Genomic DNA, 14,253 nt, shown 5'->3' with positions numbered 1-14,253 from the left:
GTCCGTCCCGCCCCGTCCAGTGCCGAAGTCGCAGTGTCGGAGTCGTAGGGCCTACCGGTCTGAACACCGTGTTGACCGCTGACGCCGTCCGAAACGCCCCGAACTGGCGTCCGAGGGTCAGGAGGGGTGCAGGTGCCGTTCCATCCAGTCCGCAGCGGCCCGGCGGAACAGGCGCCGGTTGTCCGCGCGCAGGAAGTCGTGCCCCTCGTCCCGCAGGACGAGGAGTTCGGCGGGCACACCGTGCTCCCGCGCGGCCCGCACGAACTGTTCCGACTCCCCCGGCGGCACGTTGGTGTCGTGCTCACCGTGGACGGCGAGCAGGGGGGCCCGCAGCGCGTCGATACGGCTCATCGGGGACAGGGCGTGCAGGAGTTCGCGGTCGCGTTCGGGGTGGCCGTACTTGTGGGCCGCCGATTCCGCGATCCAGGGCTCGGTGCCGGCGAAGAAGGTGAGGAGGTCGGACATGCCGCAGACGGCGACGCCGGTGCGGAACAGGTCCGGGTGCCACACGAGGGAGGCGAACGTCAGGTAGCCGCCGTACGAGCGTCCCATCACCGCCAGCCGGGTGGGGTCCGCGGGGCCCGCCGTGACCGCGTGGGCCGCGCAATCCGCGACGTCGTCGAGTGCGGCGAAGCGGCCGGTGCCCAGGTCGGCGTCGACGAAGGACCGGCCGTGTCCGCCGGAGCCGCGGACGTCGGGGGCGAAGACGTCCAGTCCGCGCCCGAGCAGTTCGTGGTAGAGCGGGTCGAACACCGGGCGTTCCTGGTCCTCGGGGCCGCCGTGCAGGTGGATCACGCAGGGCGCGGGCTCGTTGGGGGCGCGTCCGGGAGCGCGGTAGTACCAGCCGCTGAGGGGCAGGCCGTCCCGGGCGGTGAGGCGGGTGAGGACGGGGCGTACGGGCCGGCGGCCGGGCGGGACGGCGTCCTCGTCCCGGGAGGACCACGGGGTGCGCAGCAGGGACACGCCTTCGTGGGCCCACCACACGCCGGGGCGGCGTTGTGAGCCGGACAGCGCCAGCAGCAGGCGCCCGGCACCGGCCGGCGCGATCCGCGTGACGACCTCGTGAGGCAGCGGCACCGGCCGCGCCGGTCCGGCGGTGTCGGCGGCCCCGTACCCGGGGGCGGTCTCGACGACGTCGAGTTCACAGGCGCCCCGCACGTTCCACGCGAGGACGGCCGTCCTGCCGTCGTGCGCCATCGTCAGCAGTTCGAGGTCGCAGTCCTCGCGCTCGGCGACGACGGTTCTGCCGAGCGGTGTGCCGTCGGCGTCGAGAGCGACGGCGAACAGGGCCGCGTACTCCCGGTCGGCGTCGCTGCGCAGCCACAGCGTCCGCCCGTCGGGTGAGAACCGGCCGATCCACTGGTCACCGTCGGCGACCGGCAGGGTGAAGGTCGTCGCCCCGTCGTAGAGGCGCCGGACGAACGCCTCCCGCCGCCCGCGCGGCCCCCGGCGCAGCAGCGCCAGCCTGCCGTCGTGGCTGAGGTCGCACACCCGGAGGGTGGGGGCGTCCGGTTCCGTGGCGAGCAGCACGGGAGAGGCCAGCGCGTCCGGATCGACGAGGTAGGCGGACAGGCCCGCGCCCGGCCGGGTCGCGGGTGTGCCGCCCGGCCCCATGGCGTACGCGGTGGTGCCCAGGAGGGTCGCCCGGCCGTCCCGCGCGGTCCAGTGGGCCGGGGCGGCGTCCGCCCGGGCGCGGTCGGCGGCGGGTGCGGCGAGGGTGACGGCGACGGCCGATCCGTCGTGGGCCCAGCAGCCGAGGTAGGCGGAGCTGTCCCGGTCGGCACCGGCCAGCAGGCGACGACCGGTGCCGTCGGGGCGCACGCACAGCACGCGTGAGTGCTCTCCGCCGCCCGGTGCGGTGGTGTACGCGATCCAGCGGCCGTCGGGTGACCAGGACACCTCCTTCACGGGGTCCGGGGAGGAGTCGAGCAGCCGGACGCCCTCCCCGTCCACGGGCCCGGCCCACAGCTGGGGGACGCCGCCCCGGTCGCAGATGAAGGCCGCCTGGGTGCCGTCGGGATCTGCGGAGGGATACCAGCAGCCGTGGGCATACAGCCGGGTCACGGCGTCCCGGGGCCCTTCTGCCTCGGGCAACGGCATCGGAGCGGGGGCCGCCGCGCGGGCGGGCTCCTGCAGCGGTGCGGGGCGGGCGGGTTCCTGTGCCGGGGCGGGGTTTGCGGGGCGGGCGAACCCCGGCGCCGGGGCGGGCATCGCGGCATCGGCAGGCTCCTGCGGCCATGCAGGTTCCTGGGCCGACGCGGGCGCCGCGGCACCGGCGGGCGCCTCCACCGCTCCGGGCGCCGCGCCACGGGCGGACCCCTGCGGCGGCGCGGATTCCTGCGCCGACGCAGGCGTGGCGGCGCGGGGACCCCCCGCCGATGCCGGCATCGCGGCACCGGCGGGCCCCTCCACCCACCCGGGCGCCGCACCACGGGCAGGCCCCGGCGCCGGGGCGCGCGGCGGCGTGTGCGGGGACCGGGTGGTGTGCTCGCCGGTCACGAGATGTCGTGTGTCTGCAGCCATATCTCCAGCAGCGCCACCTGCCACAGGGCGTTGGCGCCCCGTTTGGTCCGGTGCTCGTCGGGCGCCGCCAGGAGCTCCGCCACGTACGACTCCTGGAAGATCCCCCGCTTCTTCGCCTCGGGTGCCGCGAGCGCCTCGCGGACCCGGTCCAGGACGGGGCCCGCCATGTGCCGGATGGCCGGGACCGGGAAGTACCCCTTGGGCCGGTCGACGATCTCCCGCGGCAGAAGCTTGCGGCCGGCTTCCTTCAGTACGCCCTTGCCGCCGTCGGCGAGTTTGAGCTCCGGCGGACAGGCCGCGGCCAGCTCCACCAGCTCGTGGTCGAGGAACGGCACGCGGGCCTCCAGTCCCCAGGCCATGGTCATGTTGTCGACCCGCTTCACCGGGTCGTCGACCAGCATGACGTGTGTGTCCAGTCGCAGCGCCGCGTCCAGGGCGGTCTGCGCTCCGGGGCGGGCCATGTGGTCCCTGACGAAGCGGCCCGACACGTCGTCCTCGGGCAGCATGTGCGGCTGGAGGATCCCCGCGAGGTCGGCGTGCGGGCGGTCGAAGTACGTCTCGGCATACCTCTGCGGCTCCTCCTCGCGGGCGACCGCGGCCAGCTCCGGGTACCAGTGGTACCCGGCGAACACCTCGTCGGCGCCCTGCCCGCTCTGGACGACCTTCACCTCCTTGGAGACCTGCTCGGACAGCAGGTGGAAGGCGACCACGTCGTGGCTGATCATCGGCTCGCTCATCGCTGCGACGGCGTCGTCCAGGGCGGTCGAGACGCGGCCCGAGGGCACCATCATCCGGCGGTGGTCCGTGCCGAACTCGCGGGCGACCAGGTCCGAGTAGCGGAACTCGTCGCCCTCCTCCCCGCCCTCCGCCTCGAAGCCCACACTGAACGTCTTCAGGTCGCGCTGTCCCTCGTCGGCGAGCAGCGCGACGATCAGGCTGGAGTCCAGGCCACCGGAGAGCAGCACGCCCACCGGCACGTCGGAGACCATCCTGCGGCGTACGGCCGTGCGCAGCGCGTCCAGCACCGCGTCACGCCACTCGTCGGGCGCCATGTCCGCGTACTCGTCCCGCCGTGTGTAGGACGGCTGCCAGTAGCGGTGGTCGCGGTGGCTGCCGTCCGGCTCGACGATCCTGACGGTGGCCGGCGGCAGCTTGCGCACGCCGTTGAGGACGGTGCGCGGTGGGGCGACCGTGGCGTGCCAGCTCAGGTACTGGTGGACGGCCACCGGATCGATGGTGGTGTCCACGTCTCCGGCGGCCAGCAGAGCGGGCAGGGAGGAGGCGAACCGCAGCCGGTCCGGCGTCGGCGCCAGATACAGCGGCTTGATGCCCAGCCGGTCGCGGCCCAGCACGACCCGGCCGGTGCGGTGCTCGACGAGCGCGAAGGCGAACATGCCGTGGAAGTGCTCCACGCAGGCGGTTCCCCACTCCCGGTAGGCGTGGAGCACGACTTCCGTGTCGGACGTCGACTTGAAGCGGTGCCCGAGGCTCCCGAGCTCCTCGCGCAGCTCCTGGTAGTTGTAGACGCAGCCGTTGAAGACGCCGGTGATCTCGCCGTCGGCGTCGGTCATCGGCTGGGCGCCGGCGTCGGACAGGTCGATGATCTTCAGTCGTCGGTGCCCCAGCGCCACCGCGCCCCGTGTCCAGATGCCCTGGCCGTCCGGTCCGCGGGCGGCGAGCCGGTCGGTCATACGCTCGACGGCCGCGAGGTCGGGTCGCCTGCCGTCGAAGCGGATCTCGCCGCTCAGACCGCACATGACGCGCCGCCCCCTTCCCAGGAGCCGTCGGCCACGAGCCGGGACGGGAACCCCGGGTCGCGCCTGCCGGTCGCGACCCGGGCGGAATTGCTGGACATGACGAAATCTCTCCTCGGGGTTGTCGGATGTGGGACGGGCAGCCGGGCGCGAGCCGCGCGGGACCGGATCAGCTGCCCAGGACCTCCGGTGCACCGGAGCCCGTCGCGCCCGCGACGGAACGTGCGACGCTTCTGCGGCTGACGTGGGCCGGCCTGCGGGGTCGCCGCTCGCCGCGGGTCTCCGCGATCAGCAGGTCGGTGCAGGACAGCAGATCCTCCTCCCGCGCCGTGCGGCGCATGCGCTCGGCGGCACTCCCGTCGGCCAGGGCTGCCTCGGCCAGATCCCGCACGGTCTGCCAGTCGCCGTGGGCCTCCAGCGCGGGACGCAAGCGGGCCAGCAGTGCGCGTACGACGTCGGCGGCGGGCGCCTCCCGGTGGGTCCTCGGATCCACCAGGACAGCCTCCAGGCCGGAGCGGGCGGCCCGCCAGGACGCGCCGCGCAGCCATTCGTGACGGCCGTCGCATTCCGCCGCACCGGCCGCGCGCAGCTCGATGGCCTGGGCCACCAGAGCACGGAACAGGCCGGCGACGAGCACGACGGTCTCCACCCGCGGGCAGGCGTCGCAGATACGGAGTTCCAGCGTCCGCAGATGTGCGGAGGGCCGAACGTCGTAGTAGATCATCCCCGGGTCGCTGATGATCCCGGCCCGGACGAGGTCGCCCACCGCGGCGTCGTAGTCGGCCGCGCTGCGGAAGCAGCCGACCGGGCCCGCGGTCGGCCAGCGCTGCCACAGCAGCGTGCGCCAGCTGGCGTAGCCGGTGTCGGCTCCCTGCCAGAACGGTGAGCTGGCGGAGAGCGCCAGCAGCACCGGCAGCCAGGGAGAGACCGCGCACATCACTCCTACGGCTGTGTCGCGGTCGGGTATGTCCACATGGACCTGGGCGCCGCAGATGAGCTGCTCGTCGGCGACCTGCCGGTACTCCTCGACCATGTGGCGATAGCGCGCGCCGGCCGTGGGGTGTCCGGAGGCGGCGGGCGCGAGGGGTGCCGTGCCCGCGGCCACGACCGCCAGCCCCAGCGAGGAGGCGGCCGCGTCGAGCCGCCGTCTGGTTCTGGCGAGGTCGGTGTACAGGTCGGCCAGCGAGGCGTGCACCCCGCTGTTCGACTCCACGGTGGACTGGTGCAGCTCCGTGGTGAAGGTGTCCCGGGAGAGCCGGCGCAGGACCGCGTCGGCACGCGGCACCAGCAGTCCGCTCTCCACTGCCAGGATGTGGAACTCCTCCTCTACTCCGATGCGCATGGCCACAGTCGCTCCTTGAGGTGGTGCCGACGGTCCCGCCTGTCGCAGGGTGACCCCCAAGTGCCCAGAAGATCGACGGATAAGCACGGTTATGCGCGTTTGAAGAAGGTGGCCCACAGATGAGCAGGTTTCCCGGTCAGTCGTCGGTGGTTTTGCCGACCAGTGCGCCGTACGCCAACTGCAGGGCGTCCGCGCCGGCCAGCGCGGTCAGGGCGCCCATCGCGGTACGTGTCGCGCGGGGCCACAGGAGTTGTCCGGCGGTCAGGGTCGACGCCACCCAGACGCTCATGCAGAAGGGGCAGGTGAGCAGTTCGCCCACGGTGTCCTTACCGGTCTCGGGCTGCGCCTCCTCATGCAGTTCGGCGGGGCCCTGCGGACCGACGTACGTCGTGAACGGGGCGCGCAGTGGGCTGGTCACCGACGCCTTGCTGATCAGCCGGCTGAGCCGGAACGTGGCGACCGAGGTCAGGACCACGTCCCAGGGTTCCGGCCGGTCGGGCAGGGGGCGCCCGCGCAGCCGTACCGCCGTGGCCCAGCCGGCCGTGTACGTGCCGAACGCCGCCATGGCGGCGAGATAGCCGCGCAGGGGCCGGTCGTGCGTGCCCGCGTAGTCGCGACCGGTACGGCGCAGGAGCGCCTGTGCCCGTCGTCCGATGCGGCTGTCAATTGATGTGCTCATGGCTTGCCTCGCTCAGGTGACGGTCCGGTTCCCCACCGTCCGCGTCTTTCTCTTCGTGCTCTTCGTTTTTCTCTTCGTGGTGGCGCAGTCGCACCTCCACCTGTCCCTCGGTGACCCGTGTGTCGAAGGCCGGCTGAGGGGCGATGGCCGGGCCCTGGACATTCAGGCCGTCCGAGAGCCGGAAGACGCTGCCGTGCCAGGGGCACCGCACGCATCCGTCGGACACCGTCCCTTCGGACAGCGGCCCCGCCAGATGGCTGCACCGGTCGGCCAGCGCGTGGATCGCCCCGCCCGTCTCACGCACTACCAGGACCGGCACGTCGTCCACGCTGCGCCGCACGGGCCGGCCCGGCGGAAAGTCGTCCACCGCGCCGATCCGGTGCCAGCGGTCGCCGACGACATGGGGCACGGCCTCGGCGTGGTTGGCGCCGGCGGCCTGCCGGTAGGCCAGGTGGCCGCCCAGCATGCCGCCGGCTCCCACGGCCGCGAGTCCCAGGAAGCCGAGGGTCCGGCCCGCGCGCCCACGGCCGGTGAGGCGGCAGGCGAGGGAGGCCGTGTACAGGCCGACGGCCGCCGTGTTGGACACGGCGTGCACCAGCCCGACGCGCATCTGCGGGCGGCGCAGTTCCGCCCAGTCCACGGCCCCCGTCAGCGCGGCGGGGACGGCCGCGGCCAGGCCGACGCCCACCAGCAGGCCGGCCTCACGGGGGCGGCCCTTGCGCAGGTCCAGGATCGCGGCGGAGAGCCAGCTGCCGATCGGCACCTGCACCAGCAGCGGATGGACGGGATGCCCCAGCCACGTGCCGTGCAGCACGTCCCGGCCGCGCCCCAGCGGCAGGGACCGTATCCCCGCCCCGAGTGCGTCGATCAGCGGGTCCTGCCGCGGTTCCCGCTCCAGACGGTCGAGCAGCCGCAGAACCCGGTTCTGTCGTGTACGTGGATGATGTCGTCGCACGCTCATGCGCAGCCGGGTCTCCCCCTGCACGTGCGGCAAACGACCGAGGAGGAGCTCAGCCGCCCGGCCGGATGATCGCGCGGACACAGCCGTCCGTCTTCTGCTTGAACAGGTCGTACGCCTGCGGCGCATCGTCCAGGGACACGGTGTGGGTCGCCAGGTGGGCGGTGCTCAGGTCCCCGGCGGCCAGCCGGTCCAGCAGCATCGGGATGTAGCGCTGGCCGTGCTGCTGGGCGCCCCGTACGGTCAGCCCCTTGTTGATGACCGCGCCGAGCGGGAACTTGTCAACGGCCCCGGCGAAGACCCCCAGCACGAATACCGTGCCGCCCTTGCGGCAGGCGTGGATGGCCTGCCGTACGGCGGTGGGGCGGTCCGTCTGGAGCCGCAGCTGCTGCTTCACCTGGTCGTACAGATGGACCGGGCTGTCGCTGTGCGCCTCCATGCCGACCGCCTCGATGCAGACGTCGGGACCGCGTCCTCCGGTGCGCTCGCGCAGTTCCGCGCCGACGTCGGTGGCCGTGTAGTCGATGACCTCGCTGCCGATGAACCGCTCGGTCATCTCCAGGCGTTCCGGGATCCGGTCGATGGAGATCACCCGTTCCGCGCCCAGCAGTATCGCGGCACGGGCCGCCATCTGGCCGACGGCGCCGCACCCCCAAACGGCCACGACGTCACCGGGCTTGACCCCGCCGAGGTCGGCGCCCATCCAGCCGGTCGGCACCGAGTCGGACACGAACAGCGCGCTGGTGTCGTCCACGCCCTCCGGGACCTTGAAGGCTCCGTAGTCCGCGAAGGGGACGCGGACGTACTCGGCGTGGCTGCCGCGCAGTCCGCCCATGGCGTGCGAGTAGCCGAAGATGCCACCGGTGTCGGCACCGAAGAGGGCCTGCCCGATCCCGGGGTTGGTGTTGGTGTTGTCGCACAGCGACCACAGGTCGTGGGTGCAGTACCAGCAGCGGCCGCAACCGACGAAGGAGGAGACGACGACCCGGTCGCCCACGGCGTGCCGGCGCACCCCGTCCCCCACCTCGACGACCTCGCCGAGGAACTCGTGTCCGATGACGTCCCCGGACCGCATGAACGGGATATAGCCGCCGATGAGATGCAGGTCGGAACCGCAGGTGGTGCCCGCGATCAGCCGTACGATCATGTCCTGGTCGTTGCGCAGGACCGGGTCCGGTACCTGCTCCACGGCGAGCTTGTTCACGCCTTCCCAGCACAGTGCCTTCACAGCACACCCTCCCCGTCGGCGCGTCGGCTGAACAGTCCGATGACCTTGCCGCCCGGGGTGTCATGGGTGGTCGGCTCGTCCGGGACCAGCACCTCGCCCGCCTCCAGCAGGGACTTGGCCTCCCGCAGAGCCCGGCGCAGGTCCTGGCGTGGGTCCTGGCCCGCGAGGCGCGCGGGCACGGACCGCGCGAGGTCCGACGGGGGTTGCTTGAGCCGCACGGCCAGTTCGGTGCCACGGTCCGCGGGCGCCGGGCTGATCCGCGTCTCGATGCGTTCGCCGTACTCCTGGAGCGGGGACGGCAGCTTGTCCGTCCGGAGGTCCGTCGGTGCGCAGTTGACCGTGACCGCCAGCCACCGGTTCGCGCTGCTCGACGCCGATCCGGGTGTCCGTGCCCTCCGCACGGCGACGGCGGCTGCGGCGACTCCCGCAGCGGCCACCCAGAGGGACTTCCTCGGAATCATGAGCTCACCTTTCCGTCATGCGGCTCTGCATGCCTCTGCCCGGGCACCCTGGTGGGTGCCCGGGCAGGTGAGTACCCGGTATCGGGGTGATCAGGACTTGGACATCGCGTGGCGTCCGGCCCGTCCGGAAAACGCGAGGTGGTGAGAAGGCCGGGCCGCATCGGTGGGCCCGAGGTGCCGCAGCCAACGGGAGGCCATGGCCAGCAGGCCCGTGAAGACGGCCAGGAGCAGCAGGGAGGTCCACATGGGCCGACTGCCGGGAGAGTCCCACATCGTCCAGGCCGACGACGCCGTCCACAGGACGACGCCGGCCGCGTAGAAGGCCCGTATACGGCGCAGTTGCCTTGCGGCCCTGATCGCTGTGGGGTCGTCAGTGTGTGTCATGCCGACCCGTGTACCCCGATCGACACTCTCCAGACCGCGCTGCGGGTGCGGCACAAGTACAGAACAGGACAGGTGTGTCCTGCGTAGTATCACTACGACATAGGAAGAGGTGCCAGCCCATGTCCGAATCCGCTCCCGCCGCCACCGAGTTGACCTCGCAGTACAGCACCCAGGTGGCCGACGACCTCGAACGCAATCTCAAGGAACAGGAGCGCCTCAGCGGGGAAATCGCGGCGCTCCAGGGCCAGTTGGCCGCCCTGCAGCACGACCACACCGTCCTGCTGAACATCCAGCAGGTCCTGGGCACTCCGCCGGCGGCCGCCACGCCCGCCGCTCCGGCCCGCGGTGCGGTGCCCGCTCCGCGCAAGAAGGCCTCCGCCGCACCGGCCGGGAAGCAGAGCGTGAGGAAGGCGGCCGCCAAGGCTTCGACCGCCCGGTCGGGGCCCACACTCGTCGACCTCGTCCGAGAGCATCTGGCCGAGCAGAAGGAGCCCCGCTCGGCGGCCGAGATCTCGACCGCGCTCGGCAGGCAGCACCCCGAGCGCACGATCAAGGCCACCGTCGTGCGCACCACACTCGAGGGACTCGTGGCGAGGAACCAGGCCCAGCGCACCAAGCAGGGGACCTCGGTCTTCTACACCTCGCCCGACGCGAGCGAACCCGCCGCACAGCCCGAGGGCGGCTCCGGGGCGTCGGACTGACGGACGCCCCCGTGAGGGTCGTTCAGCCGGTCCGCCGGGCGGGACGGAGACCGCCGCCGCGCCATCCGGCGGCCGCGAGGACCGCGGCCGCCGCCCCGGTGCCCAGCACGGCACCGGCGACGACGTCCCCCGGGTAGTGCACGCCGGTGTGGATCCGTGAGTAGCCCACCGCGCAGGCCAGCAGGCCCAGCGGCACCGTGGCGACGGGGAGCGCCGGTCCGACCGCCGCCGCGAACGCGACCGCGGACGCGGTGTGCCCGGAGGGGAAGGACGCGGACTCGGGCATCGGCACATGCCGCCCCGGAAACGGCGAGTTCTCCGCCCGGTGCGGACGGGGCCGGCGCACCAGGCGCTTGCCGAGCATGTTCGCGCTCGCCGAGGCGACACCGATGGCCGCGACTCCGAGGGCGGCGGCGCGCCGCGGCCGGCCGGGGCACAGGGCGAGCAGTCCGGCGATCGTGAAGGAGATCTTGGAGTGGTCCGCCGCGGCCGACAGCCGCCGCAGGGCGTGGTCCAGGGCCGGCGTCCGGGTGACCGTGACGGCCTCGTACAGCGCCTGGTCGAGGGCGGCGAGATCTCGCAACAGCTCCCGGGAGGTGTGCTGTTCGCGCTGCGGTCGGTCAAGCATCGCTCTGCTCCTGGTTCTTGACGGCCGGGATGGGAGTCCGGTCGAGGGCGAGGCGCACGATCCGGCGCCAGTCGACCGACGGGGCAGTGTACGGCGCGCCGGGACGGTCTCTCGGTACCCGCACCCGCAGGGCCTTGGGTCGTACGGCGCACACGACCGGCGGGGGCAGCAGCAGCGCTTCGCCGTCCACGGCCACCGGAATGGTCTCCGCGTCGGCCTCGACGACCACCCGGCGCGAGGTCGAGGAGGTGATCCCGCTGGCGCGTTCGCCCCGCAGCGCGAGTTCGGCGGCCTGTGCCGCGCCCTCGATCCGCAGACTGATCACACCGAGCCGGCCACCGTCCAGGTGGGACCTCCGTCCGACGCCCATCGGGCCGGCCTGCGCGTAGGGGTTGTTGCTCACCAGCAGCGCGTGCGGGGCCTCGAGCCGCCGGCCGTCCGCCGTGGCGGTCAGCTGGGCGCCGGCCTCGCCGACCAGCAGGTCCGGCAGCAGGTCGAGCGTGGTGGACGCCTTGGCGTCGCGGTATTCGGGGCTCTGCACGATCTCCGCGTACGTCCCGAACGAGACCGTGTTGACGAAGGGCCGGCCCGCCACGTCGCCCAGGTCGACCCGGATCTCCACACCGTGCGAGAGGGCTTGGAGACCGCTCGCCGGATCATCGCGGTCCAGGCCCAGATCCATCGCGAAGTGATTGCGGGTCCCGGCGGCGAGGACCATGAACGGCACGCCGTGTTCCGCGGCCACCCCCGCCACCAGGGCCTGTGTCCCGTCCCCGCCCGCCACGCCGAGCAGGTCCGCGCCCTCGGCGAGGGCCTGGCGGGCCAGCGCCGCCGGATCGGGGCTGTTGTCCACGTCGAGCAGGATCACCCGGGCGCCCAGGGCCTCGGCGCGCTCCACCAGTGCGTGGTCGCCGACCTTGCCGCCGCCCGACAGCGGGTTCATGATCAGGACCGGCCTGCGAGGCGGCCGGACCGGACGCGAGTGCGTGGCGCGGGGTGCGCGCAGTCGGCGCAGCGCGCTCCTGGCACAGGCCAGTGCCGCCACCCACAGGCCCAGCGCCGAGGCCGCGAACGGCCACAGGCCGGAGACCGCGTACAGGACCAGGACGGCGACGGGGGCGGCCACCGCCAGCAGGGCGCCGCACAGACGCGCCAGGCCCCGGTGGGCCAGTGCCCACCAGATGCCGGCGGCGGCCAGGCACAGGCCCACGAAGCCCAGCAGCAGGAGCAGCCACTGGCCCGCGGCCACCACCGCCGCGACCACTCCCGCCAGGCAGAGCAGGGCCAGCCGGGCCAGCGTCCGCGCCGCGGTGCCGGAGCCGTCCGGCTCCACCTCGTTCATCGTCGGGGTCGCCTCTCAGGGGTCGGTGGCCCAACGATCTCATGTGCACGCGCCGCCGGTGCCGCCCTGGTCCAGGGTGGATCAGCGGGTCACGACGTGCCGCTCGTCCGGCACGCAGTGGGTCATGGTCAGGCCCTCGACGTCCCGCGGCGGGTTCTTGCCGAGATTCGACAGCCGCTTGCGGTCCTCGTCGGTGAGGTCCTGGCTGGCCAGCGGCTCGAGACCGGCCACGTCCTCGGGGCTGATGCCGAGGCCGTCACCGACCCTCAGTCCAAGGTCGTTCTCGACCAGCAGGAAGTGCCACACCATGCGTTCCTGCACGGGCCGGTCGCACTGGGCGAGCAGGTCGGTGAAGTTCTTCACCAGGTCGTCGCGTTCCCACTCCTCCAGGAGGAGGTACCGCTGGCCCGCCTGCAGGTAGTCGTTGGTGCGGGGGATGCGCTTGCGGGTGAGCCGGCCGTGGATCTCCGGGCCCTGTTCGTCGTGCGTCGGGTACTGCGCCTCGCGCAGGCCACCGGTGATGGACGGCTCGTAGTTGACGATCGGGTTCTCGCCCCCGCCGTCCACGTGGTACGTCATCTGACCGTCGCGCTGGTTGGTGCGCACCTCGGCGTTCTTGGCCTGGTTGACGGGGAGCTGGAGGTAGTTCGGGCCCACCCGGTAGCGCTGCGTGTCGCTGTAGGAGAAGGTCCGGCCCACCAGCATCTTGTCGTCGGAGAAGTCCAGTCCGTCGACGAGGACGCCGGTGCCGAAGGAGATCTGCTCGTTCTCGGCGAAGTAGTTCTCCGGCATCCGGTCCAGCACCATCCGGCCCACCGGCTGCGGCGGGAACTCCTGCTCGGGCCAGGTCTTGGTGTCGTCCAGCGGGTCGAAGTCCAGCTCGGGGTGATCGTGGTCGTCCATGATCTGGACGAGGAGCTCCCACTCGGGGTACTCCCCGCGGGCGACCGCCTCGTACAGGTCCTTGGTGGCGTGGCCGAGCGAGTCGGCCTGCACGTTGGCGGCGTCCTCCTCGGTCATCGAGCGGACGCCCTGCTTGGGCATCCAGTGGTACTTGACCAGCTTGGTCTCGCCGTCGGCGTTGACCCACTTGTAGGTGTTGACGCCGAAGCCCTGCATGTGGCGGTAGTCCGCGGGGATGCCGCGCGGGCTGAACAGGTTGACCAACATGTGCATCGACTCGGGTGTCTGGGACATGAAGTCGAAGATGCGACGCGGCTGCTGCTCGAAGGTGACCGGATCGGGTTTGAGGGCGTGGATGACGTCCGGGAACTTGATCGCGTCCCGGATGAAGAAGACGCCCAGGTTGTTGCCCACCAGGTCCCAGTTGCCGTCCTCGGTGTAGAACTTCACGGCGAAGCCGCGAGGATCACGGGCTGCCTCGGAGGAGTCGCGCCCGCCGATGACGGTGGAGAAGCGGACCGCCAGGTCGGTGCGCTTGCCGCGCTCCTGGAACAGTTTGGCCCGGGTGTACCGGCTGATCGGCTCGTCGCCCCAGGCGCCGTAGGACTCGAAGTAGCCGTAGGCGGTGACGCCGCGGGCGTGTACGACGCGCTCGGGGATGCGTTCCCGGTCGAAGTGGCTGATCTTCTCCAGGAACTGGTAGTTCTCCAGCGTGGCGGGCCCGCGGGCGCCGATGGTGCGCTGGTTCTGGTTGTCGTGGACCGGGTGGCCCTGGCGGTTGGTGAGCTCCTTGCGGTCGTCCGCGGGAGCGGGACCGGTACCGGACACGTCCGTCATGATCGGGGGCTCCTCAGGTTCTCGGGTTCTCGGCAGGTGGCGGCCCCTGGCGCAGCGGGCGGCCTCCGGCCGGTGTTCGGCGGATCACCCGAGTACCCGGTCGGCTCGTGTCACTCACGTCAGGCGCCCGCCACCAGCGAGTCGTCCTTGGGGCGGGTCCCGGACAGCTGGCGGCGGGCCGCTGCCAGGGCGGATTCGATGTCGCGGGTGCCCGTGGCGATGCACAAGGTGTAGGACACGTCCTCGAGCCGCTGACGCGCTCCGGCGCTGCCTTCCTCGGCGTGCAGGACGTGCAGCGCCTCGTAGCGCTCGAGCAGGTCGGTGAGAAGGGCGGGGTGGGCCATGAGCATGATTCGCTCCTCCGTCTGCGCAGTGGGAGTGAGGGGCGGTGGCGTCCGCCGCGTCACTCGGACTGTCGCGGGAGAGGCCTCGGCGGCACGCACCAAGGAGAGCCGCATTCGGCCGCTTCCGCGGTGGGCCTGTGATCCCAAGCACCTGAACCCGCGTCTGCCC

13 protein-coding genes are annotated in these 14,253 nt (G+C 72.5%); 1 reads left to right on the top strand and 12 read right to left on the bottom strand.

Annotated features, from left to right (window positions below; all coding sequences use genetic code 11):
- Window positions 1-117: 117 nt before the first annotated feature.
- From ACGFWE_RS25215 to ACGFWE_RS25180, 8 genes are all read right to left on the bottom strand, one after another.
- Window positions 118-2,211 carry a S9 family peptidase gene (locus tag ACGFWE_RS25215; RefSeq protein WP_393601861.1) on the bottom strand — a complete coding sequence of 698 codons (2,094 nt, stop codon included), beginning with the start codon at window positions 2,209-2,211 and terminating at the stop codon, window positions 118-120.
- Between the two features lie 284 nt (window positions 2,212-2,495).
- On the bottom strand, window positions 2,496-4,280 hold the full coding sequence (locus tag ACGFWE_RS25210; protein ID WP_352389746.1) for an N-acetylglutaminylglutamine amidotransferase: 1,785 nt from the start codon (window positions 4,278-4,280) through the stop codon (window positions 2,496-2,498).
- 166 nt (window positions 4,281-4,446) lie between these two features.
- A complete protein-coding gene (locus ACGFWE_RS25205) occupies window positions 4,447-5,619 on the bottom strand; it encodes a glutamate--cysteine ligase (RefSeq protein ID WP_352389747.1) in 1,173 nt (390 codons plus the stop codon).
- A 136-nt stretch (window positions 5,620-5,755) separates the two neighbouring features.
- Window positions 5,756-6,298 (bottom strand): DUF1360 domain-containing protein, encoded by a 543-nt coding sequence (locus ACGFWE_RS25200; RefSeq protein WP_352389748.1) that lies wholly within the window; start codon window positions 6,296-6,298, stop codon window positions 5,756-5,758.
- Window positions 6,282-7,259, bottom strand: coding sequence for a Rieske 2Fe-2S domain-containing protein (locus ACGFWE_RS25195; protein WP_393601858.1), 978 nt, complete (start codon window positions 7,257-7,259; stop codon window positions 6,282-6,284). Before ACGFWE_RS25195 ends, ACGFWE_RS25200 begins: the two co-directional genes overlap by 17 nt.
- Window positions 7,260-7,308: 49 nt before the next feature.
- Window positions 7,309-8,484, bottom strand: a complete 1,176-nt coding sequence (locus tag ACGFWE_RS25190; protein WP_393601856.1) for a zinc-dependent alcohol dehydrogenase — start codon at window positions 8,482-8,484, stop codon at window positions 7,309-7,311.
- Window positions 8,481-8,945: a hypothetical protein gene (locus tag ACGFWE_RS25185; protein ID WP_352389751.1), complete on the bottom strand. Its 465-nt coding sequence runs from the start codon at window positions 8,943-8,945 to the stop codon at window positions 8,481-8,483. The genes ACGFWE_RS25190 and ACGFWE_RS25185 overlap by 4 nt, the downstream gene beginning before the upstream one ends.
- 90 nt (window positions 8,946-9,035) lie before the next feature.
- Window positions 9,036-9,329 (bottom strand): hypothetical protein, encoded by a 294-nt coding sequence (locus ACGFWE_RS25180; RefSeq protein ID WP_352389752.1) that lies wholly within the window; start codon window positions 9,327-9,329, stop codon window positions 9,036-9,038.
- A 119-nt stretch (window positions 9,330-9,448) separates the two neighbouring features.
- Between ACGFWE_RS25180 and ACGFWE_RS25175 the strand changes: the two genes are divergently transcribed.
- On the top strand, window positions 9,449-10,030 hold the full coding sequence (locus ACGFWE_RS25175; RefSeq protein WP_393601853.1) for a hypothetical protein: 582 nt from the start codon (window positions 9,449-9,451) through the stop codon (window positions 10,028-10,030).
- Between the two features lie 22 nt (window positions 10,031-10,052).
- On the opposite strand, the gene ACGFWE_RS25170 is transcribed toward ACGFWE_RS25175, so the two are convergent.
- From ACGFWE_RS25170 to ACGFWE_RS25155, 4 genes are all read right to left on the bottom strand, one after another.
- Window positions 10,053-10,658, bottom strand: coding sequence for a phosphatase PAP2 family protein (locus ACGFWE_RS25170; protein WP_352389754.1), 606 nt, complete (start codon window positions 10,656-10,658; stop codon window positions 10,053-10,055).
- Window positions 10,651-12,000 (bottom strand): diacylglycerol/lipid kinase family protein, encoded by a 1,350-nt coding sequence (locus ACGFWE_RS25165; protein ID WP_393601851.1) that lies wholly within the window; start codon window positions 11,998-12,000, stop codon window positions 10,651-10,653. Before ACGFWE_RS25165 ends, ACGFWE_RS25170 begins: the two co-directional genes overlap by 8 nt.
- Window positions 12,001-12,081: 81 nt before the next feature.
- The gene (locus tag ACGFWE_RS25160; protein ID WP_352389756.1) at window positions 12,082-13,740 is read right to left on the bottom strand and encodes a catalase; all 1,659 of its coding nucleotides are present in this window, start codon (window positions 13,738-13,740) and stop codon (window positions 12,082-12,084) included.
- Between the two features lie 119 nt (window positions 13,741-13,859).
- Window positions 13,860-14,090, bottom strand: coding sequence for a DUF5133 domain-containing protein (locus ACGFWE_RS25155; RefSeq protein WP_352389757.1), 231 nt, complete (start codon window positions 14,088-14,090; stop codon window positions 13,860-13,862).
- Between the last annotated feature and the right edge of the window lie 163 nt (window positions 14,091-14,253).

It is taken from the genome of Streptomyces sp. NPDC048523 (assembly GCF_043199815.1).
Taxonomy (GTDB): domain Bacteria; phylum Actinomycetota; class Actinomycetes; order Streptomycetales; family Streptomycetaceae; genus Streptomyces.
Note: the sequence above shows the minus strand (reverse complement) of the source record. Positions and strands in the feature narration are given on the sequence as shown.